Source organism: Pseudomarimonas arenosa (assembly GCF_014841215.1).
Classification (GTDB): Bacteria; Pseudomonadota; Gammaproteobacteria; order Xanthomonadales; family Xanthomonadaceae; genus Pseudomarimonas; species Pseudomarimonas arenosa.
The window spans coordinates 22,296-44,411 of the sequence record NZ_JACYTR010000024.1; the positions used below are offsets into that span (position 1 = coordinate 22,296).

16 protein-coding genes are annotated in these 22,116 nt (G+C 62.0%); 7 read left to right on the top strand and 9 right to left on the bottom strand.

The window, feature by feature from the left end:
• The first annotated feature begins 34 nt into the window (after nucleotides 1-34).
• The 5 genes from IFO71_RS12175 (at nucleotide 35) to IFO71_RS12195 (ending at nucleotide 10,184) form a co-directional block, all read left to right on the top strand.
• Nucleotides 35-1,012 carry a nitrilase-related carbon-nitrogen hydrolase gene (locus IFO71_RS12175; RefSeq protein WP_192029915.1) on the top strand — a complete coding sequence of 326 codons (978 nt, stop codon included), beginning with the start codon at nucleotides 35-37 and terminating at the stop codon, nucleotides 1,010-1,012.
• Nucleotides 1,009-4,320, top strand: a complete 3,312-nt coding sequence (locus tag IFO71_RS12180) for a CRTAC1 family protein (protein WP_192029916.1) — start codon at nucleotides 1,009-1,011, stop codon at nucleotides 4,318-4,320. Before IFO71_RS12175 ends, IFO71_RS12180 begins: the two co-directional genes overlap by 4 nt.
• Entirely contained in the window at nucleotides 4,317-7,169 is a 2,853-nt protein-coding gene (locus IFO71_RS12185; protein ID WP_192029917.1) for a multiheme c-type cytochrome, read from the top strand. The genes IFO71_RS12180 and IFO71_RS12185 overlap by 4 nt, the downstream gene beginning before the upstream one ends.
• 284 nt (nucleotides 7,170-7,453) lie before the next feature.
• Nucleotides 7,454-9,346, top strand: a complete 1,893-nt coding sequence (locus tag IFO71_RS12190) for a CRTAC1 family protein (protein ID WP_192029918.1) — start codon at nucleotides 7,454-7,456, stop codon at nucleotides 9,344-9,346.
• An 82-nt stretch (nucleotides 9,347-9,428) separates the two neighbouring features.
• Nucleotides 9,429-10,184, top strand: a complete 756-nt coding sequence (locus tag IFO71_RS12195) for a sulfurtransferase (RefSeq protein WP_192029919.1) — start codon at nucleotides 9,429-9,431, stop codon at nucleotides 10,182-10,184.
• A 252-nt stretch (nucleotides 10,185-10,436) separates the two neighbouring features.
• Here IFO71_RS12195 and IFO71_RS12200 read toward each other — a convergent pair whose 3' ends face one another.
• The 7 genes from IFO71_RS12200 to neuC form a co-directional block, all read right to left on the bottom strand.
• Complete coding sequence (locus tag IFO71_RS12200; RefSeq protein ID WP_192029920.1) at nucleotides 10,437-10,685, bottom strand: DegT/DnrJ/EryC1/StrS family aminotransferase; 249 nt, start codon at nucleotides 10,683-10,685, stop codon at nucleotides 10,437-10,439.
• 160 nt (nucleotides 10,686-10,845) lie between these two features.
• A complete protein-coding gene (locus tag IFO71_RS22650; RefSeq protein WP_425502892.1) occupies nucleotides 10,846-11,589 on the bottom strand; it encodes a Fic family protein in 744 nt (247 codons plus the stop codon).
• An 18-nt stretch (nucleotides 11,590-11,607) separates the two neighbouring features.
• Entirely contained in the window at nucleotides 11,608-11,736 is a 129-nt protein-coding gene (locus tag IFO71_RS22310; protein WP_269749980.1) for a hypothetical protein, read from the bottom strand.
• Nucleotides 11,737-11,783: 47 nt separating this feature from the next.
• On the bottom strand, nucleotides 11,784-12,671 hold the full coding sequence (locus IFO71_RS12210; RefSeq protein WP_192029922.1) for a hypothetical protein: 888 nt from the start codon (nucleotides 12,669-12,671) through the stop codon (nucleotides 11,784-11,786).
• Between the two features lie 47 nt (nucleotides 12,672-12,718).
• Nucleotides 12,719-13,651 (bottom strand): hypothetical protein, encoded by a 933-nt coding sequence (locus IFO71_RS12215; RefSeq protein ID WP_192029923.1) that lies wholly within the window; start codon nucleotides 13,649-13,651, stop codon nucleotides 12,719-12,721.
• 151 nt (nucleotides 13,652-13,802) lie between these two features.
• Nucleotides 13,803-14,933 carry a DegT/DnrJ/EryC1/StrS family aminotransferase gene (locus IFO71_RS12220; RefSeq protein WP_192029924.1) on the bottom strand — a complete coding sequence of 377 codons (1,131 nt, stop codon included), beginning with the start codon at nucleotides 14,931-14,933 and terminating at the stop codon, nucleotides 13,803-13,805.
• Entirely contained in the window at nucleotides 14,917-16,122 is a 1,206-nt protein-coding gene (neuC, locus tag IFO71_RS12225) for a UDP-N-acetylglucosamine 2-epimerase (protein ID WP_192029925.1), read from the bottom strand. The genes IFO71_RS12220 and neuC overlap by 17 nt, the downstream gene beginning before the upstream one ends.
• Nucleotides 16,123-16,266: 144 nt before the next feature.
• On the opposite strand from neuC, the gene IFO71_RS12230 reads away from it, so the two are divergent.
• Nucleotides 16,267-17,265, top strand: coding sequence for a glycosyltransferase family 2 protein (locus tag IFO71_RS12230; protein WP_192029926.1), 999 nt, complete (start codon nucleotides 16,267-16,269; stop codon nucleotides 17,263-17,265).
• A gap of 122 nt (nucleotides 17,266-17,387) precedes the next feature.
• Here IFO71_RS12230 and IFO71_RS12235 read toward each other — a convergent pair whose 3' ends face one another.
• The gene (locus IFO71_RS12235) at nucleotides 17,388-18,314 is read right to left on the bottom strand and encodes an alpha/beta fold hydrolase (RefSeq protein ID WP_192029927.1); all 927 of its coding nucleotides are present in this window, start codon (nucleotides 18,312-18,314) and stop codon (nucleotides 17,388-17,390) included.
• Between the two features lie 129 nt (nucleotides 18,315-18,443).
• Between IFO71_RS12235 and IFO71_RS12240 the strand changes: the two genes are divergently transcribed.
• Nucleotides 18,444-19,043, top strand: a complete 600-nt coding sequence (locus tag IFO71_RS12240) for a dioxygenase family protein (RefSeq protein WP_192029928.1) — start codon at nucleotides 18,444-18,446, stop codon at nucleotides 19,041-19,043.
• Nucleotides 19,044-19,355: 312 nt separating this feature from the next.
• Here IFO71_RS12240 and IFO71_RS12245 read toward each other — a convergent pair whose 3' ends face one another.
• A complete protein-coding gene (locus tag IFO71_RS12245; protein WP_192029929.1) occupies nucleotides 19,356-22,109 on the bottom strand; it encodes a M16 family metallopeptidase in 2,754 nt (917 codons plus the stop codon).
• Nucleotides 22,110-22,116: the final 7 nt, after the last annotated feature.

Consider the following 22,116-nt stretch of genomic DNA (forward strand, 5'->3'; position numbering starts at 1 on the left):
GTGCTCCGCTCACTCCACACTGAGTTCTGAAACCATGTACTACGCTGCTGCTTGCCAAACCGACTTTCCCGCGCCCAGAAGCCGCGCCGAGATTGCCAGCCGCACGCGGCGCATGATCGAGATGATCGAACAAACGGTGATCGGTTATCGGCCGTTCTTCGACGTCAAGCTGTTCGCCTTTCCGGAGTTTGCCCACGCGGTGCCGATCTTCGAAACGCCGCAGCAGCTGGCGGCGGAACTGGCCGTTGAGTTGCCAAACGAGCACACCGAGGCGTATTGCAAGGTGGCTGCCAAGTACGGAATCCATATCCAGACCGGCACCTTCCTTGAGCTTGATCGGCGTTTTCCCGCTGCCGTGTTCAACACCACCTTGCTGATCGGGCCAGACGGCATCCTGTCGAAATATCGTAAGCTCAATCCCTGGATTCCCTGGGAAGTGCATGCCAGCCCGCACGACTTTGCCGACTATCCGGACGATCCCTTTCCCGTGGTGGATACCGAGTTGGGTAAGCTCGGTGTAGCGATATGTTATGACTGGTTGTTCCCAGAAACCCTGCGCGAGCTGGCGTTTCGCGGCGCCGAGGTACTGATTCGGGTGTCGGCCTACATGGACCCCTGGGGCACGGCACAGCCGATGGATTGGTGGACCCTGATCAACCGCACCCGGGCACTGGAGAACACCAGTTACGTGCTGGCGGCCAACCAGGGCGCGCAGATGGCCCACTACCCACCGTTCAGCTGGCCCGGCGGCAGTATGGTGGTGGATTACGACGGCCGTATTCTGGCCCAGGCCGACCCAGGCCCGGGCGAAAAAGTGGTGGTGGCACCGATCAATATCGAGGCGCTAAGGCAGGAGCGACGGCGCCGACTCGGCCACGACACTCGCGCCCATCTGCGCAGCTCTGCGCATGCTTACGCCCAGCGTGAGTATCTGCCACCGGCAGGCAGCGCCGACATTTCCGTTGCGGCGCTGCAAGCGCGTATCCGCACTGCCAAGGGACGACTGCCATGAGTGTCATGGGACGTTGGGCCGGCGCCTTTCGCTGGACGTTGATGTTGAGTCTCACGCTTTTCCTGCTCGGCTGCCGGCCGGCAGCTGAGATCGATGTCAGCGCTATCGCCGACAACAATCGCGCTGTCGGTCTGATGGGCCAATACCGCAACGAGGAGGCACGGCAGATTTTCGCCGAACTGGTCGAGCGCTATCCCGAACAACAGACCTTGGCCACCAACCTGGCCATTGCCCTGCTCAATCGGCAAACCGAGGGTGATGAGGAAGCGGCATTGCAAGTGGCGCGTGGCGTGCTGCAACGCGCTCCCGATCATCTGCCGGCCCGCTATGTCGCTGGTCTGGCTGAACTCTATCTCGGTCGGGTGGAACAGGCGCTGCCGGAACTCCTGGTGGTGAGCGATGCCGATCCTAGTGACTCGCATGCTGCCTATTTTGCCGCGCAGTCGCTGGCCCAGACCGGCCGTGAGGCAGAAGCGCTGCAGCGTTATCAGCAAGCGATCGAGGCCGATCCTTACTTGCGCAGCGCGTATTACGCGGCGGCGCTATTGCAGCGGAAGGCGGGCGAAGCCGAAGCCGCCAAGACGCTGCTGGCCGACTACCAGCGTCTGGCCGCCAATCCACGCGCGCATCTGGCCGAATTCCGCTACACCCGGATGGGCAGAAAGGCCGAGGCGCGCGTGCTGGGCGCAGCGCAGGCCGAGTCGCAGGCCCCGCGTCTGCCCGAGGGTGAACTGTTTGCGGCGGCCGAGAGGGTGGCCGAGGTCAACGATGCGCCTTCAAACCCGGTGCTCAACACCGCTGATCTCGATCAGGATGGTCGGCAGGATCTGCTTCTGTTCGGTGTCGGCAAGAGTCGGGTGTGGCGCGGCGTGGCCGATGGTTTTCAGGCCTGGGACGAGCATCCGCTGGCCGCGCTGGATCAGGTGCGTGCGGCAGGTTTTGCCGATCTCGACAATGATGGCCAGCTCGACGCCGTGTTATGTACTGAGCACGGTCTGCAATGGTGGCGTCTTGGCGCCACGCAGGAATCGTTGCAAACCGCCGCCGGGCTGGATGAAGCCGCCGGCTGCGATGATCTCAATCTGCTCGATGCCGATCACGACGGCGATCTCGATCTTCTGCTGCGTGGCGGTTCAAGTGCCAATCACGGCAGCACGCTGCTGAACAACAACCTCAACGGCAGTTTTCGTGCCCTCGACGAGTTCGCCGATGTAGTGCCGAGCACGGGGCACCGCCAATGGCTGACGGCCGATGTCGATGCCGATCGTGATCTCGACCTGCTCGTGCTTGGCGAACAGGCGCCGCCCCTGCTGTTACGCAATGATCGCCTGTGGGCCTGGCAGGCAGTGGAACTGCCTGTGCAATGGCCCGGCAACTGGCAGGCCGCCACCTTGGCCGACCTCGATGCCACAGGTCTGCCTTCGCTGTATGCAGTCGACGATCAGTCACGGCTGTGGCAGGCGACGCCCGGCAACGGACAGCTCAGCGAGCTTGGCAAGCTTGAGCTGAGCACGGCCAATGCCCACCTGCTGGCGCAGGACTTCGATGGAGATGGACGGGCCGAGCTGCTGGTCTGGTCCGGTGCTGGGATTGAGGTGTTAAGCGTCGAGGGCGAGGCGTTGCGCCCGCGCTGGCGCTATGCCGGTAGCGTGAAAGCACTGCAGCCGGTGCTGCAAGCGCCGGCTGCCGGGCCCGCCTTGCTGGCCCTGGTCGAACAGGAGCAGGGACTGGCCCTGCTGCGTTTTGCGCCCGGCAGCGGACGGTTTCCCTTTATTGCATTGCAGCCCAGCGGTCGCAGCCATGAGGCCGATGGCATGCGCTCCAATGTGTCGGGAATCGGCACCCAGGTGCGCCTACGGTACGGCGGGCAGTGGAGCATTGTCGACAGTCTTGATCGTCACAGCAGCGTTGGGCAAAGCCTGCAGCCGCTGTCGATCGGCCTGGGCGGCGCCAGGCTGGCCGATTTCATCGAGTTCGGCTGGAGCGATGGCGTGATGCAGACCGAACTGGCCCTGGCCGCAGGGGAACTGCATGTGGTGGCCGAGCAGCAGCGCCAGCTGGCCTCCTGTCCAGTGTTGTTCGCCTGGAATGGTCAGCGCTACGAGTTCATTTCCGATTTGCTGGGCGTCGGCGGCATCGGCTTCCTGCTCAGCCCAGGGCAATACGCCGAATCGCGACCCTGGGAGTTCTTCCAGCTGCCGCCAGGTAGTGCGCAGGCGCGCGAGGGTCAGTACCTGCTGAAGATCGCCGAGCCGATGGAAGAGGTGGCCTACCTCGATCAAGTGCGCCTGCATGTCTACGACTTGCCGCCGGGCTGGCAGATGACGCTGGACGAACGCATGCACACCGGCGGCGGCCCGGCCCCCACCGGTGCGCCGATCTTCTTTACCGATGCTGGACTGATTCCGACCGCCGGCATGCGTGATCGGTTTGGCCAGGATATCGGCCCGATGCTGGCGCACAACGATGCCTTGCCGCTGGATCCCGGCGCGCTCGATCCACGTTTTCTGGGTCGGTTGGCCGAACCGATGAGCATCGAGCTGGAGCTGGGGCAAGCGTTCGGCGACGGTGATGATCTGTGGCTGCTCGGCGATGGTTGGGTCGAGTATCCCTATTCACAGACCCTGTTCGCCGCCTGGCAGGCCGGCGCCAGCTATCAGAGTTTCTCGCTCGATGCGCAGCGCCAGGGTAGCGATTGGCATCCGGTTTACGAGCAGTTTGGCTATCCGGCCGGCATGCCGCGTGGATTTGCACTGCCCTTAACCGAAGGTTTAGGCGCTGATCAGGCACAGGTGAGGCGCCTGCGCCTGCGTGGCAATCTTGAAGTGTATCTGGATCGCCTGCGCCTGGTTCGTGCCAGCGCGCCGCCGGCCGAGTTGCGCCAGCAGGCCATATCGGTCAAGCAGGCACAGGTGCGTCGGGTGGGCTATCCACGGCGCAGCAGTCTGCCGTTCAAGCGGCCGCACTTTGACTATCAGCAACGCTCGCCATTCTGGGATACCCGTTATCCGGAAGGCCACTACACTGCATTCGGCGATGCCACCGAATTGGTGCTTGACCTCGACGACGGTTTTGCCATTATCGGGCCTGGGGATGAGATCCAGCTTGCCTTCGATGCGCCAGAATCGCCTCCGGCGGGCTGGCAGCGCGTGCTGGTGCTCGAAGTGCGCGGTTACGCCAAGGATATGGATCTTTACACTCGCGGTGGCGAGCGGGTCGAACCGCTGCCGATCACCGCCGGATTGAACAGCGCAGCAGGTCGTGACCTCGCCCGCGCCCATAACACGAGGTTTCAGCAAGGCCGATGAGCACCATGAATCCGCGACCACGACCAAAAAAAGCGGTCGGCCCCAAGCTTAAAATCCTGCTAGTGGCCTTGTTGATTGTATTCACCCTGCTGGCGGTGAATTCAGCCTATCTGGGCGGCATCAGCCTGCTGGAGTGGCATACCGGCGAAACCTATCAGGACTACAGCTACCAGCTGATGTTCCTGTTCCACTTGCTGGTTGGCATCCTGTTCTTGCTGCCGGCAGTGATCTTCATTGGCCTTCATATGAGCAACACCTGGCGCCGGCCGAATCGACGCGCGGTGTATGCCGGCCTTGGGCTGTTTGTTGCCGTGCTGGTGTTGTTGATCAGTGGCCTGATGCTGGTGCGCTTCGAAGCCTTCGAGATTCGCCATCCCGGCGTGCGCAGTGTCGCCTACTGGCTGCATATCGCCGCACCGCTGCTGTGTGTCTGGCTGTTCGTCCTGCATCGACTGGCAGGGCCGCGCATTCGCTGGCGTAGCGGGTTGGCGGTGGCGGCCAGCGGTGCTGTGTTCGTCATCGGCCTGGTGGTGCTGCAGGCACAGGATCCGCGCGCCTGGGGTCAAGTGGGGCGCGACGGCAATGCCGATTTCACTCCGGCCCTGGTGCGCTCGGCCACCGGCAATTTCATTCCGGCCGAAACCATGATGCGCGAAGAGTACTGCGCCAACTGCCACCAGGACGCGCATGACCAATGGCAGCACAGTGCGCATCGCTTCGCCTCGTTCAACAATCCGGTCTATCTGTTCGCCGTGCGCAATACGCGCAAAGCGATGCTGGAGCGCGACGGCGATGTGCGTGGTGCGCGCTTCTGCGCCGGCTGTCATGATCTGGCGCCCCTGCTTAGCGGCGCCTTCGATGATCCCAATTTCGACGATGTGAATCATCCCACCGCTCAGGCCGGCATCACCTGCACCGCCTGTCATGCGATCACCAACGTCAACAACGTCAAGGGCAATGGCGACTTCACCATCGAAGAGCCGATTCACTATCCGTTCGCCTTCAGCGAGCAGCCGGCCCTGGCCTGGCTGAGCCGGCAGCTGATCAAGGCCAATCCGGATTTCCACAAGCGCACCTTCCTCAAGCCCTTGCATCAGAAGTCGGAGTTCTGCGGCACCTGCCACAAGGTGCATTTGCCGAAGGAGCTCAACAACTACAAGTGGCTGCGCGGTCAGAACCACTACGATGGTTTCCTGCTGAGTGGCGTTTCAGGGCATGGCGTCACCAGTTTCTATTACCCGCCGAAAGCGCAGCCGAACTGCAACGGCTGCCACATGCCGCTCACCGCCTCGAACGATTTCGCTGCACGTGATTTCGACGGCAGCGGCCAACGCAGCGTGCATGATCATCTGTTCCCCGCCGCCAATACCGGCATTGGCGCCATTCTTGGCTTCCCGGAAGAGGTGTTGGCGAAACATCAGGCGATGATGCGCAAGGCACTGCGGGTCGACCTGATGGCGTTGCGGCTGGACGGCCGAGTTGATGGCGAACTGATCGCCCCGCTCAAACCCAATGTGCCCAGCCTGCAGCCCGGCAAGACCTATCTGCTGCAACCGGTGGTGCGCACCACCGGCATGGGGCACCCGTTTACTGAAGGCACCGCCGACTCCAACGAGGTCTGGGTGGAAGTGCAGGTCAAGCACAACGGCGAAGTGATTGCCCATAGCGGCGGCATGCAGGGTTCCGACGCCGAGGTTGACCCATGGTCGCATTTCATCAATGCCTATGTGCTCGATCGCAACGGCAACCGCATCGATCGACGCAATCCGGAAGACATCTTCGTGCCGCTGTACAGTCATCAGATTCCACCTGGAGCGGCTGACCTGCTTAACTACCGGTTGCAGGTGCCGGAAGGTATCGAGGGGCAGCTTGATGTGCTGGTGCGGGTGTTCTATCGCAAGTTCGACACCACCTTGATGCGCATGGTTGAGGGCGACAAGTTCGAGCGCAACGACCTGCCGGTGACCTTGCTGGCCGAAGACCAGCTCAGCTTCCCGCTGGCTGCCGAGACGGCGCTGACCGCCACCGCCAAGCCGTCGGAGATTCCGGAATGGCAACGCTGGAATGACTATGGCATCGGCGCCTTGCGCAAGCCGCAGCGTCGCCATCTGCGTCAGGCTGAGGAGGCATTCCGTCAGGTCGAAGCGCTGGGACGAGGCGAGGGCGCGCTGAATCTGGCTCGGGTGTATCTGGAAGAAGGCCGCCTCGACGAAGCAGCCCAAGCCCTGGATCGCGCCGGTCGCGCCGCCGAGCCGGCGCCGGCCTGGTCGCGTGCCTGGTTCGGTGGTCTGCTGCTGAAACAGCAAGGCGAGTTGCAGCAGGCGGTGGCGGCGTTTGAGAGCCTGGCCGACACTCAGTTCGAGCAAGCTCGAACACGCGGTTTCGACTTCTCGCGTGACTATCGTCTGCTGAGCGAAATTGGACTTACCTTTATCGAGATGGCCAAGAGCGAACGCGGCGAACAGCGCGCCGCGCGTCGACGCGAACTGCTGCAGCAAGCCCGGCAATGGTTCGAGCGCAGCCTGGTTGAAGACCCGGAGAACGCCCTGGCGCACTACAACCTGGCCCAGGTGGCGCGGCAACTGGATGACCATGCCGCGGCAGAGCACCATGCTGCCCTGCACGCCAAGTACCGCGTTGATGAGAACGCGCGCGACTTCGCCATCGCCGAAGCCCGTCGCAAGAACCCTGCCGCCCGCCACGCCGCCGACCCCGTGGTGATCTACGACCTGCAGCGCGCCGGCCGCGAGCCATACGCCGAGCCGGTGCAATCGGTTGTTTACCCGACCAGCCAGCAGGCCAGTTCGGCCAGCGCTGCCGCAGGTGCGAGTGCTAGCGGTGCGCGGTGATGCGGTTCAACTGTGTTCCTTACAACTTATTGATTCACTGAGCCCGGCTTTGCTCCCCTCTCCCCTCGTGAGAAAGGGGAAAGGGGAGACACCGATGCGCACTCAAAACGCGCGCCGGCTGGTGCCCCGGAACTCCCTCCCCGATGTTCGGGGAGGGCCGGGGAGGGGTTAGGGAGCCGATCTTTGCCTGCCCAGGGGCCTCGCATAGCGAGGTTCCTGGGTAGAGGAGAGGGGCTTGACCCGGTTTCGATTCAAAGCGGCCCTAGAACAAACATTGGAAACCCATGAACAGCACGCGCCCAAACGATCCACAGCTCGACGAAGAACTCGAATCGGAAGTCCAGGACGACCAGGTGATCGGCGTTGCGTTTCGCTGGTCGGCGATCGTGATCGTCCTGTTGCTGATCGCGGTGGCGGTCGGCTTTGCTCTGCGTGCCTTGTGGGCCCCCACCGCGGCGCCGGTGACGCAGGAAGGGCAGGCCGATCTCAGCGCCTTGCTGCAACCCGGCCAGGGCGTGGCCGCGCCGGCCTTGCCGTTCCGCGATATCAGTGCCGCGGCCGGCGTCGAGTTCGTACATCGCAACGGTGCCACCGGTGAGCGATTGCTGCCCGAGACCATGGGCGGTGGCGTGGCCTGGTTCGATTTCGATAACGACCAGCGGGTCGATCTGCTGCTGGTCGATTCCGGTCCCTGGCCGGATCAGGCTGACTATGCCGATTGGCCGGGCGCGCTGCGGCTGTATCGCAACCTTGACGGCCAGCGCTTTCAAGAGATCAGCGCCGAAGTCGGTCTCGCGGGAATCAAGAGTTATGGAATGGGTGTAGCGGTAGGCGATTACGATGGCGACGGCGATCAGGATCTATTCCTTGCCGCGGTGGGTGCCAACCGCTTGTTCAACAATCAGGACGGCCGTTTCGTCGAGGTCACCGAGCAGGCCGGCGTTGCCGGCGAGGATCAGCGCTGGAGCAGCAGCGCCGGCTTTCTCGATTTCGATCGCGATGGCTGGCTCGACCTTTGGGTGGTGAACTATGTCGAATGGTCGCGCGAGCGCGACTTCGAGGTCGACTATCGCCTCGATGGCATCGGTCGCGCCTACGGCCCGCCGACCAATTTCCCCGGCACGCAAAGTTATCTGTATCGCAATCTCGGTGATGGCCGGTTCGTCGAGGTCGGGGCCAAGATGGGCATCCACGTCGATGCCCTGGATGGCGATGGCGCGGTGGGCAAGGGTCTGGCCCTGCTAACGCAGGATCTCGATGGCGATGGCTGGGTCGATGTGATGGTGGCCAACGACACCGTGCGAAACTTCGTGTTCAGAAACCGCGGCGAGCAGGGCGGGTTCGAGGAAGTGGGTGAGCTGTGGGGTCTGGGCTACGACCGCAACGGCATGGCCACCGGCGCCATGGGCATCGATGCCGGCAACCTGCACGAGGACGGTGCCATGGCGATTGCGATCGGCAATTTCGCCAACGAGATGACCTCGGTCTATGTCGCTCAGGCACAGGGACAGCAATTTGCCGATGAGGCGATCGTCACCGGGGTCGGGCCGGCCTCGCGTCTGGCCCTGAGTTTTGGCCTGCTGCTGCTGGATCTGGATCTCGATGGTCGGCTCGATCTGGTGCAGGCCAATGGTCATGTCGAGAACGATATCGAGCGGGTGCAGGCCAGCCAACGCTACGCTCAGCCGGCGCAGGTGTTCTGGAACTGTGGCGCCGACTGCCGGGCGCAGATGCAAGCGATCGAGCCTGCCGCCCTGGGTGACCTGGGCCTGCCCAATGTCGGCCGCGGATTGGCCGCAGCCGATTTCGATAACGATGGTGATCTTGATCTGGCCCTGACCCAGGTCGATGGCCCGGTCCGACTGCTGCGCAACGATCAAAGCGGTAAGGGCCACTGGCTAAAGCTGCAGCTGCGTGGGCAGGGCCCCAATGTCGATGCGCTGGGTGCCGAGGTCGTGGTGCACAGCGGCTCGCAGCGACAATCGCGCAGCCTCAGCCGCAATCGCAGCTATCTGTCGCAGAACGATCTCAGCCTGCATTTTGGTCTTGGAGCCAATGAGAAAGTCGATCGAATCGAGATCCGCTGGCCCAATGGCGCCGAGCAAGTGCTGACCGATGTGAAAGCGGATCAGCTGCTGCGAGTTGAACAGATCGACAGCGCTGAGACGGGCGCGTAAGACATCAGTTCCAACTTGGCTTAGAATCCCGGCCCGTTCGTCCCTGCGCGTCACTGCGCCGGCTCGGGCCGAGGAGAATTCGATGTCTGTGCTGAACATTGCCGCCTATCACTTTGTCGATCTTGAGTCGGTAGACCAGGAACTCGAACGTCTGCAGCAGGCCTGCGAATCACACGACCTGCTCGGCACGGTGTTGGTCGCGCCGGAAGGTGTGAACATCTTTCTCGCCGGTGGCGCCGCCGCGGTGGGCGCGTTCGTCGACTGGCTGCGCGCCGATGCGCGCTTCGCCCATATCGTCATCAAATACAGCCATAGTGAGCGCGTACCGTTTGCTCGCCTGCGCGTGCGGCGCAAGCGCGAGATCATCAGCTTCCGGCAACCACATCTGCGGCCGGTGCAGCAGCGCGCCCCCAGCGTCGATCCCGCTACCCTCAAGCGCTGGCTCGATGCCGGCCGGGATGACCACGGACGCCAAGTGGTGCTGGTCGATACCCGCAACCAGCAAGAACACTGCTACGGCAGCTTCGCCGCCGCCATCAAACTGCCCATCGTCAAGTTCACCGATCTCGGCACCGCACTGGAACCGCACCGCGCCGATCTCCGCGATAAGACGGTCGTGAGCTTCTGCACCGGCGGCGTGCGCTGCGAAAAGGCCGCGTTGTGGATGCAGGAAGCCGGCTACGGTGAAGTCCTGCAGCTTGATGGCGGCATCCTCGGCTATTTCGAACACGCCGGTGGCGCGCACTACCAAGGCGACTGCTTCGTGTTCGATGAACGCGTGGCGCTGAAGCCTGATCTTTCGCCGCTGGTGGACGACACGCCCATCCCGGCCGCGTAGGGCGGGCCCTGGCGCCCTGGCCCGCCGATTCGACACCCTCAATCCAAAGCAGCGGATCGATGGTGGGCGACACGCCCACCCTACGTTGAAACAGGATGTAGGGCGGGTCTCGACCCGCCGATTCGACACCCTCAATCCAAAGCGGCGGATCGATGGTGGGCGACACGCCCACCCTACGTTGAAAAAGGAGGCGTAGGGTGGGCCGTTCGACAGGCTCGCGACAGGCCTGTGGCCCACCGCTGTTGTGCCCAGTCAAACTACAAGCCGATCGAGAATTTCGCGCAAAGCGCCGCAAATACGATCGAGCTCGGCCTCGCCGAGTGCGGTATGCAGGGGCAGGGCCAGGCAGCGGCTGCCTATATCTTCGCTCACCGGCAGTTGAACCTGTCGATCGCGTTGGCGGTGGAACGGCAGGTGATGCACGGGGGGGAGTAGGTGTTGCAGCCGATTCCGTGCGAGCGGAGTTGAGCGCAAGGCGTGGTCGGCATCGTGCAGCAGCATGCCGCCTCCGCCTGCGCGCCCTCGGCGGCAATGCCGAAGCACTTGGAACTCTATCGGCGCCCTCCAAGCATTCTCATGGATTGTGCTCTCGTGCCCAGCGAATGCTCTGCGCGATTCTCAGCCCCGACATCGTGCTGCGTCGACTCCATGCCGAGTTGAGTCATGGAGTCTGTCCTAAAGCTAACGCGAAGCTCGAGTGCGCTAGGTCCAAGTAAGGCTCCCAATTGTTATGATCTCGAATGCTCAACGATGCGGCATGAAGGTGAAGGCCGCCCGTCCTCCAAATGTTGGGGAGCACTCCAAGCGGGGATTCGCGGTGACCGAACTCACGAAGACAGATTGCCAAGAACAAGGCTCGCGAAGTTCGACCATTGGCATCTTTGAAGGGATGGATCTGAAGAAACCTCACAAGCCCGACAGCGGCTCTCAGTGTCACTGGTAAACTCAGATCGCTAAGGAAAGATGCGAGGTCGGCGAGCAATTTAGGTAACATTGCTGCGTCAGGAGCGACGAACCACGACTCGGCAGGGTGCGCCCCCCCTACCCACATTGGAGTCTTGCGCAATGCCCCAGCCCTTCGGTCGGCCAGCAATCCGTTTGCAGCGATGAGCTCACGTCGGGAAATCGGCTCCGCCGCACACATGTGCTCGATGGCGGGAAGAATCAAGGGGCGAGCAACTTCGTCATGAGATCGATCGTCTCCACGCATCATCCGCGTAGAGCGGTGATTCTCAACCTTACCCGCATACTCCTTTCTACTCAGCATCGGCGAGGCAACCACAATTTCGCGATCTATCCGTTGAAATTGTCTGCAATACTCTGTTAAGTCAGTGCGAATGGTCCTCAGGAGAGGAGGGCAAAACCACAAATAGGGCCTGCCGCAGAGTAGCGAAGACTTCAGCATCGAGTTGCCTTTCAAGAATCAGCCAGGCAGGAAGCTGCCTAACAGGCCCTTGAGCAAGCTCACTATGAACCAGATGAAAGCGCCCGCCGCAGCGAATTGAACTGCTAGTTTGAAGACGGTGCGAAAAGGCAGGTTGATGTCGGTCAAGACGACTCGCGTCGACTGAGTTGTTGGGTCACGATCTCGCATGGAACTTAGCAGCCCGGTTGTGTTGCAGTCGGGCTAACGGGATCCGGCTGGCAGAGACGCAACCGAGTCAACTCTGCGACTCTTCGTCGAGGGTCAGAGGGTGGCGCCAGCTGAATGTATATTCCGAAGCTTCGACGGGATCGTTCGAGGTCGCGCAAGCCGTAGCGATCCGACAGATAAGCGTTCGCAAGCTCGAGATGTGCGCCCACGTTGCCCCTCTGGGCAAGGGATTCGAGTCGCTCAATGGCCTGCCGCGCCCATGCAATCGACTCGGCAGACGTGGGGAACATCGCAACATCTCGACGGGGGTGAGTCAGCAAGCTAAGCGTGGCTTCATCGTTGCCTGCCAGCGATGCCCTATCGAGGAGTTCGGCAGAGTAGTCGAGACCCCGATCTGGAAGCGTGGAACACGCTTGCGCAGCGAAGAATCCTGGGCTATTTGGATCGCCCGCAGAGGAGCTCAGCAGCGCTCGCTGGCACCTTCTGTAGAGTTGTGCCAGTTCAGGCGCAACTGAGTGATCGCCTGCTGTCCAAGCGCTTTCAAGGGCATTGAAATACGACAGGAATGTGTCGTGGCCTTTCAGGTCGTATCCCGAAATATAACTGGCTCGAATGTCAACAGACTGGCGGCTGAGCCATTCTTCCGAGAACTCTTCCTGGCTCTGCTCATCAAGGGGTGCCGTTTGCTGCGACGGCGCAAACGAAACGTTTCGATCTCTTTCCGCCGGAACTGTCGGTTTCGCCGACGGATCATCCGGTAATGTCGCTTCCACGCCGTCAGGCCTCGGCTGCTTGATTTCCGCCAAAGTGGGTGATCTGTCAGTCAAGTAGAAGACGAGCCCTACTGCCGCCAGCACGCAAATGATCAAAAACATTTTCATGGCGATCTGCATATCAGTATCGGGGCCGAACAGCTGTTCGGCCACGCAAAGGTATATTACTAGTAATTGCTGCAGCTATTCTGATCCCAAATGGCGAAATACCATTCGCAAAGCTTTTGCTTGCGCGAAGCAATCAGCATCTGGTTGAACCGATCTAGCGTCCAAATCCGTCCAATGAGATTTAGGTTGATACCGATGCCGCCGTAGGAGAATTGTTGTGAGTCACCGAACCAAGAGGCGATTTCTCGGTTTTGTCGAGCAACCTCGACGTCCCACATAAGATCCCACATTGATTGATCCCACGCTTCACGAATGGGGTCGGCCATGCGGGCAATCCGTGGTGTCAACGCACCCCATGTCGACAAGTAATCCATGTCGCAGTCGTGCGGAGAGTTGGATATGTCTTGGTAGCACTCATTGAGGGCTCGCGCGGATGCTTCTGCTGTCTGCCCGAGCCAGAAATTCGAGCCCGCGAAATTAATCTGACTGATTCCGTCTGGTACAAACCCGTCAAGCGGATTCGCGCCGCTGTTCGCCACGTTTCGATCACAGTCCGGTGGTGGTCCACCATCAGCGGCGAGGCGCTGACAGGCCTCCGGTGGCACTGTCGGCTGACCACCAGCATCACCTCCGGGTGAATCACCTGATCCAGGAGAGTTACCTTGGCAGGTTTGGCACGGCGGTGGCGGCGGCGGCGGAGTCCAAGGCATGGGTTCGGTCACTCGGCAACGGAGCTCGTCACAGGAAGCATCGGCAACGACGGGGTCAGAGCAAAACATTGCGCCGGTGGCAAGTGCGCCAAAGATGACTTTGGCGAGAAAGGTGGAGTTTTTCAGGTTCATTTTGTTGATTCTTCGAATTCGAGCAACCAGAAAATTGGCAGGAACGGCACCTCGTGCACGCCATAGCGCCTCGGCGATTGCGGGTGATTCAATCGTCGGCACTTCGATTTCCGCGATCCAATGCCGAACCCCTGAGGTGGCAGAATCCATGTGTGCTGAGCCGAAGGGCGCAGAGCCTAACATGTGAGTTAGGAGAGTCAACATGGAATTTAGCTATGTGTGCGCGAAGCTCTCTGTTTTGCGCCTATGAGAGTCAAACGGCGCTCACCCAAGGGGCATGGCGCATTTGTGAACCAGAAGTTTAGCGGTCGAGTCGATCAAGACAACTCTGCAGCGCTGAGCAAATTCTATCGACTTGTTCAGCGCTCAGTTCAGTGTGCAAGGGCAAGGCCAGGCAACGGCCGCCGATGTCCTCGCTGACCGAAAGGTCGACTTGGCGGTGTCGGTCTCGGTGGAACGGTAGATGATGGACGGGAGTGAAGTAGGTATTGCAGCCAATGCCGTGCGAGCGGAGTTGAGCGAGCAGGCTGTCGCGCTGTGATGCCAAGCGCTGAGTTAGGCGTAGCGGAAAGGTAAACCAGGCGATTCGCTCGTCGCCGGCCGCCAGGCACGGCAGCTCGAGGCGCTCATCGGTAGCCAAGCGCTCTCGATACATCGCCGCGACGCGGTCGCGTTGGGCCAAAGATCGATCCAGGCGTCGCAATTGCGCGGTCCCGATTGCTGCATGCCATTCGGAAAGCCGAGCACTATGGCCGTGGCGATCCTGTAAGTAACTGCCACTGATAGGATCAAAGCCCTGATTGCGCAGCTGTCGGCAGCGCAGCGCGAGGTCGGCATCGTGCAGCAGCAGCATGCCGCCTTCGCCGGCGGCGATTGGTTTGTTGGGGTAGAACGCATAACAACCAATATCGCTCAGGTTGCCGGCGGTCTGACCATCCCTATGCGCGCCGGCCGATTCGCAGGCGTCTTCGATCACATGCAGACCCGCGTGCTCGGCAATGGCGTTCAGTTCGTCCATGGCGGCGAGGCGACCAAAGAGGTGCACGGCCATGATGGCCTTCACCCTTGGGCCGAGTGCGGCCCGCACTGAGTCCGGCGCCAGATTGAGTGACTCGCGGTCGACGTCGACCAGCACCGGTTCAGCGCCGCTAGCAAGTATCGCGTTGACACTGCCGACGAAGGTATAGGCCGGCACGATCACCTCATCGCCAGTGCCGATGCCCAGCGCCTCCAGGGCGATCTGCAGGCCGCTGGTGCCCGAGTTCACTCCGACCGCATGATCACAGCCGGCCAAGGCGGCGCATTCGGCCTCGAAGCGCAGCAGCTGCTCGCCAACACTCCAGCGGTGACTTTGCAGCACCTCGATCAGGGCGGCCTGTTCCTGCTGATCGAATTCGGGCCAGGCCAGCGGAATGTCAGTGGGCTTGTTCAAAGGCATCACGCTGTGGCTGCAAGGGCAGGGCGCGTTTTCTCAGCAGGCCAGGGCCGAGCTCAACCTCGGCCAGCACACCGGCGATGCGCTCGCCAGCATCGCCATCGCCGTAGGGGCTATGCATGCCTTGCAGGCCTTGGCGAAACGCTGGGTTCAGGGCCCGCTCGATGGCCCGCACAATGGCGGATGCCTCGGCCGGAGCATCGAGAATATTGGCAGCGCGTTCGCGCCCGGCCTGACGGTCACCAATATTGACACAGGGCAGGGCCAATGACGGGGTCTCCATGATGCCGCTGCTGGAGTTGCCGATCAGGGCTGCGGCATGCAGCAACAGTGCCCAGTATTCGCGATGTTCGAGATTAACGAATAGTTTGGCTGATGGCCTGTGGGCGCAGAACTGCTGGGCGCGGCGGATGATCGCCTCGCGACCGGCATCGGCATTGGGAAAACAGAACACCACTGGACGTGGGTCGTGCTCGCCGATCACCCGTAGCGCCGAGAACAGGCACTCGGCCTCGGCCGCCGGATCGGCCAGCAGGGTGACCGGGTGCCAGGCCACCACCAGGGGCGCGAGTTGCAACGGCATTTGCAATCGCGCCGACAGGGCTTCGGCACTGGGCAACTCGCTGCGCCGCACATGATCGAGCGAGGGCGCGCCCACTCGATGCACCCGCCAGGCTTCCTCGCCCATTGCCAGCACACGGCGTCGGGCATTTTCGGTCGGCACGAAATGCAGATGGCTCAGCTTGGTCAGGGCATTGCGCACTGCATCGTCGATCGCGCCTTCGCTGACCTCTCCACCCTCGATATGGGCGATCGGAATGCGCAGCGCCAAGGCCACCGACGCCGGTGCCAGCATCTCGTAGCGATCGGCGATCAGCAGCAATAGATCCGGGCGTTGCGCGGCCAGCGCATCGGCCAGACTGAGGCTGGCCAGGCCAATGGTCTTAGCCATACCCACATCGCTGTCGGAGTCGAGCAGGCATTCAAAGCGACCCGTCAGCTCGAAACCATCCTCGGCAAAGCGTTGCCAGGTGGCGCCAAAATGCGGCGACAGATGGGCGCCGATGGCGTAGATCCGCAGGTCGATATTCGGTCGCGACTGCAGGCCGCGCAGCACCCAGTAGAGGTGCCCGTAGTCGGCACGTGAACTGCTGATCACGGCGATTCTGCGCTGGGTATCGGCCATCCGGGCTCCGAGCATTGCTAAGACGAGGGCTTGCTAGTTTGCCAATCTGCTAGCCGCGGTGCGAGACTCGGGTCGCAGCGGCGCGCGCCAAGCCGCGAGTTACACTGCGCACCTTGCCGCCATCACCCGAGTCGAATCTGCCCGATGAGTCCGTCGCTGCCATCCGAACCGTCCACGCGAGGCGCTGCAGCGACCGTCAGCCTGTTGATCCCGGTGTTCAATGAGGGGGCGGCGATCATCGGTACCCTGCAGAGACTGGAGGCCGTCTTGGCCCCGCAGCCGTATGCGGTGGAGGTGGTGATTGTCAATGATGGCAGTCACGACGATACCCTGGCCAAGATCCAGACCTACCAGTCACCCCGTTTCACCATCGTGGTGGTCGATCTGTCGCGCAATTTTGGCAAGGAGGCCGCGCTCAGTGCCGGATTGCAGGTTGCCAGTGGCGACGCGGTGATTCCGATCGACGCCGACCTGCAAGATCCACCCGAGCTGATTCCGGAAATGATCGAGCGCTGGCGACAAGGTGCCGAAGTGGTGGTGGCGCATCGTTCGGATCGGCGCAGCGACAGCGCGATGAAACGCCTGACGGCGAGTGGCTTCTATCGACTGATCAATCGCATCGCCGAAGTACAGATTCCGGACAACGTCGGCGATTTCCGCCTGATGGATCGAACCGTGGTGGATGTGGTGTGCTCCCTGCCGGAAAATCGCCGCTTTATGAAAGGCCTGTTCGCCTGGGCCGGCTTTCGCACCGAGCGAGTCGAATACGTGCGGCAGCAGCGCGCCGCCGGTCAATCCAAGTTCAATGGCTTTCGCCTGATCAATCTTGCTGTTGAGGGCATTACCTCGTTCAGCACCGCACCCCTGCGTCTGGCCACCTACGCCGGTGCCCTGGTGGCCGCGGCGGCCTTCTGCTACGTGGTGTACATCGTGGTGCGCACCCTGATTTTCGGTGTCGATCTGCCCGGCTATGCTTCGCTGATCTCGGTGATGCTGTTCATGTCCGGCGTGCAGCTGCTGGCCCTGGGCCTGATCGGCGAATACGTGGGCCGTACCTATATGGAAGCCAAGCGTCGGCCGGCCTTCGTTATCCGCAAGATCTGGCGCAATGCGGCGACCGATCCTGGCCCGAAAGTGGAATAGCATGCTGAGGCGTTGACCCTCAGGAAGTGCCCGCTGAAGGGTGGAGCCTGATTTCGAATATGCGATCCGGCACAGTTCGTTTCGCTTCGGCTCGCTGCAGAAACCGGGGCCCCTCTCGATTGCTATCGGGCGGTGGCTGCATCGCTGGCTTGATTCGCCTCACACAGCATGCGCGCCACTGCATGCGGATGGCGCATCCACTCGAAATGGCCCGGTAGACGACCGCCATCGATGCTGTTTAGCTGCTCGATGCGGGCGTCGCCGCTGCTGAGTGAAATAAGGTGTTCGGTGGCGGTGCGCGGGCAATAGGTGTCGCCGGCCATGCAGATCGCATGAACAGGATGTTTCACTTTTTGCAGTTCAGCGGCCAGATCCCAATGCACATCGGCCAATGGCCCAGGCAGGCCGGTGCGGACAAAGCCGGCCCACTCGCGCATCAGTCGTGACGCCTGCTTGCCACCAAAGCCGATCCAGTCGCCGGGAAAGGCGCCGAGCAGGACGGAGCTGATACGCGCAAAGGCGCCCAACACCCGGGTGCCGTGCCTGTAGATGCCGGGATAATTCGGATACCAGGGCGAACCGCTGGCCACCAGCTCAATGCGCTGCACCGGCTGATCGGCATGGCGGGCCTGATGTATAAAGGCCAGGTGCCCACCCAGCGAGTGGCCGATCCAGTGCTTGTCGATGCCCGGGAAATGCGTTTCGGCCGCCTGCCACAGAGTGCGCAATTCTTCATCGACCAAGTCGAGATAGCCCCAGTCGACACCGCGCTTGGCCCGCACCGTGCTGGTGCCGACGCCGCGCAGATCAGCAATCAATACGTGGCGGCCGAGATCGCTTAACGCGCGAGCGAAGCGCAGATAACTGCCCGCGCTCACGCCCAACGCCGGCAGGATGATCGACGTGCTGGTGTGTTCAGTATTGGCGCCACGCAGGGCATACAGGGCGGTGCGCGCCCCGCTCGGCAGTTGCAGCCGTTCAGTCGGCTCTTCGGTCAGGCGTTGCCGACGTTCGACATCGGTGGTGCGAGTGCTGCGTTGGCGTGGCATCCGGTCTGATCCATCAGTGGCCAGGCGAAGAGCCGCGAGTATCCACGAAGGACAAAGCTAGGGTCAAAATTTGAGCCAGAGCGACCTTCGGACGTAGGATGGCGGCGTTCACCACTCCAGGAGTGCCGCATGCGCAGTTGGATAGTTGGGCTCAGCCTTGTTCTGTTCGCAGCAGTGCCGTTGATGGCCGAGGAGCGCATCGTTGGCGGCCCCTGCGATGGCTGCGAGCAGGTGTTTCGCGGCATGCCGGATGAGATTCCGCATAGCACGCGCATTGCCGCGCCGGATGAGCCCGGTGAGCCGCTGCGTATCCGCGGGCGGGTGTTGAACAGCGCGGGTGTGCCGCAAGCCGGCATTATCGTCTATGCCTACCACACCGATGCCAAGGGCAGATATCCACGCGGCGACAGCCGCCATGGTCTGCTGCGCGGCTGGGCCCGCAGCGATGCCCAGGGCGAATACGGCTTCTTAACCATCCGTCCCGCTTCTTATCCGAACAGTTCGATACCGCAGCACGTGCACCTGCACGTGATCGAACCGGGGCGGGTGACTTACTATATCGACGATATCCTGTTCGATGATGACCCCCTGCTCACCGAGCGGCTTCGCTCGCAGATGCCTAGCGGCCGCGGCGGCGATGGCCTCACCCAGCCGCAGCGTAATGATCAAGGCATCTGGCAGGTGCAACGCGACATCGTGTTAGGGCAGGGGATCAGTGACTACCCGTAACGGACAGTCGAACGAGGCCGAATAGAAGTAGGGCGGGCCCTGGCCCGCCATGTCGTTGCGGTGACGTCTGCGGCGGGTCAGCAGGTCGTAGGGCGGGCCCTGGCCCGCCATTCAGTTGCCTCCACACCCTGTTCCCCCTTCGCTTGACGCATCTCGGCAAATGGAGTGCACCGGGGTGCTCAGCCCGCCATTTCGTTGCGGTGACGTCGCCTGTTGTGGCGTCTCGTCAACGTCGGTGGCGGGCCAGGGCCCGCCCTGCCATCGCGTCCTCCGCGGCTGCGGCGGTGGGCGTTGGCGCACCACCGCCGCGCATCACTGTTTGCCGGCCTTCTCGAAATCTCCGGCCGCCGAGGTGGTGAAGGCGAGCTTGGACCAGTGCTGGCGAATGGCGGTATTCACGGTGGCCACATCGAGTGAGCGCAAAGCCTGATCGAACTTGGCCGACCAGCTCATGTCGCGGCCGAGGTAGGCATTGCTTTGCAGGGCGCTGACCAGGCTTGGGTCTTCGCCGCGGGCGCGCTCGCGGGCTCTGAGCATGCCTTCGACGGCATCCTTGAGCTCGTCTTTGCTGATGCCCTGCTTGAGCATCAAGTCCCACTCTTCAGCAAAGGCCGCATCGACCTTGTCGATATTTTCCGGCGCAGCGATGGCATAGGCCATCAGCATGGCGTTGTCGTCCTGCGCACTGGCGCTGAAAGAGGCGCCGACACCGTAGCTCAGGCCATCGCGTTGGCGGATGCGATCGGCCAGCCGCGACTTCAGGCTGCCACCGCCGAATACATAGCTGGCTACGCTCAGTGCCGGGTAGTCGGGATGTTGATCATTCATCGGCATCTCGCTGCGCGCCAGCCATAGTGCATTTGGCTTGTCCGGGGTGTTTTCGCGCAGCTTGGCCGTTTCCGTCGGCTGGTAAGGGTTGTCGATGCGGACGAAGGCCACGCCGCGCTGCCAGTTGCCGAACAGGCCTTGCAGCAGTGTCTCGGTCTCGGTCGGATCGAAATCGCCGACCACGGCGATCTCGCCGTCGCCTGCGCCGTGGAACCGCTGGTGGAAGGCCTTGACCTCTTCCAAGCTCAGTGCCCTGAGTGCAGTCAGCTGCTCTTCGAATGTTTCGGCGTAGCGCGGATGACCTTTAGGATAGTGGTTGAAGTGGCGCGACATGGCATTCGATGCAATTGCCTGTGGCTCGGTCAATTGGCTTTCCACGCCGGTGATCGACTGGCTGCGCAGCTGTTCGAACTCGGCCTCCGGGAAGCTGGGCTGCTGCAGTACCTCGGCCACCAGTTCCATCACCGCCGGCAGATTGGCGCGGGTGGTCTGCACGGATACCGTGAGTGACTGCACGCCGCCGCCGATGCTGACTCTTGCTTTGAGCTCGTCAAAACGCCGGGCGATATCTTCGCGACTGCGCGTGTGGGTGCCGCGCATCAACATGGCCGCGGCAAAGTCAGCGGCGCTGCTCTTGTGCATTACTGAATCCAGGTCTCCATAGCGAAACACAGCGTTCAGTACCACGGTATTGCCGCGGGTGGCCTTGGACAGCAGGCGCAACTCGGTGCCGTTCGTCAGCTTGGCGCTCTCGGTGCGGGCATCGATGTTGGCCGGGCTGGGATCGAACGCTTCGCCAGCGGCAATTGCAGCGCGACCCTTGTAGCCCTTGAGCAGTTCGGCCGCTCTCGGCGCTTCGGCGATCTCGACCCGATCGGGTTTCTGAGTGGGGATGAATTGGCCGAAATTGCGATTGCTGCGCTTGAAGTAGGCGCTGGCCACCCGGTTCACATCATCCAGCGTGGCCGCTTCGGCGCGGTCGCGATTGAGGAAGAACATGCGCCAGTCGCCTTGAGCCACCGACTCCGACAGCGCCAACGCCAGTCGATTGGCATCGTTCATGGTCAGCTCGATCGCCTTGCTGGTGCGCCGCTTGGCGTCGGTGAGCTCCTGCTCGGTGAACGGTTGCTCGGCCACTTGTTCGATCAGGCCCTGCATCTTCTCGCGCAAGGCATCGAAATCACCGTCTTTCGGCGCTTCGGCCAGGAACATGCTGAAGCCGGGTTCGATCAGTCCGAACGAGAAAGCGCCAACAAAGGTAGCGAGTTTGCCTTCAACCAGGGTCTTGTGCAGCCGGCCGGTCGGTGTGTCGCCAAGTATATTCACCGCTAGAGACAGCGGAGCGTAGTCGGCATCGGTGGCGGCCGGCGTGTGGTAGCCAAAGCCGAGATAGCGCGTTTCACCGACCCGACGCACGGTGACGCTGCGCTCTCCATCCTGCGGCGGCTCGCGCGTATAGGTGATCTCGAGCGGCGTTGATGGTGCTTTCAGTTCGGCAAAGCGGTCGACGATCTTGCTCAGCACGGCGGCCGGCTCGATGCGTCCGGCTACCAGCAAAGTGGCATTGTCCGGTCGATAGTGGCGGCGATAGAAGGCCTGCAGCCGCTCAATCGGCATGTTCTCGACATCGGCGCGGGCGCCGATGGTCGAGTTGCCGTAGTTGTGCCACATGAAGGCGATCGAGGTGATGCGCTCGATCAATGAGCCGACCGGGCTGTTTTCGCCGGCTTCCATTTCGTTGCGTACGACGGTCATCTCGCTATCCAGATCGCTGCGCTGTAACGGGCTGTTCAGCATGCGATCGGCTTCCAGGTCGAGCAGCCAGTTCAGAGTGTCCTCGTCGGCGGCAAAGCTGGAAAAGTAGTTGGTGCGATCGAGCCAGGTGGTGGCATTGAAGTTGATACCACGCTTCTTCATTGCGCCTGGAATGTCCTGGAAGCGCTCGGTGTCCTTGAACAGCAGGTGCTCCAGCAGATGCGCCATGCCGGTTTCACCGTAGTGCTCGTGGCGCGACCCGACCAGATAGGTGATGTTGACGGTGACCGTCGGTTTGCTGGCATCGGGAAACAGCAGCACGCGCAAGCCGTTTTCCAGGCGATATTCGGTGATGCCCTCGACCTCGGTGACCTGGGTCACACCCTTGGGCAGGTCCAAGGCGAAGGCATTGCCAACCAGAAAGCCTTGAATCAGGCAAAAAGCCAACCACAGCAACAGAGGCCGGGTGAGTCGAAGTTTCATGGTGAAC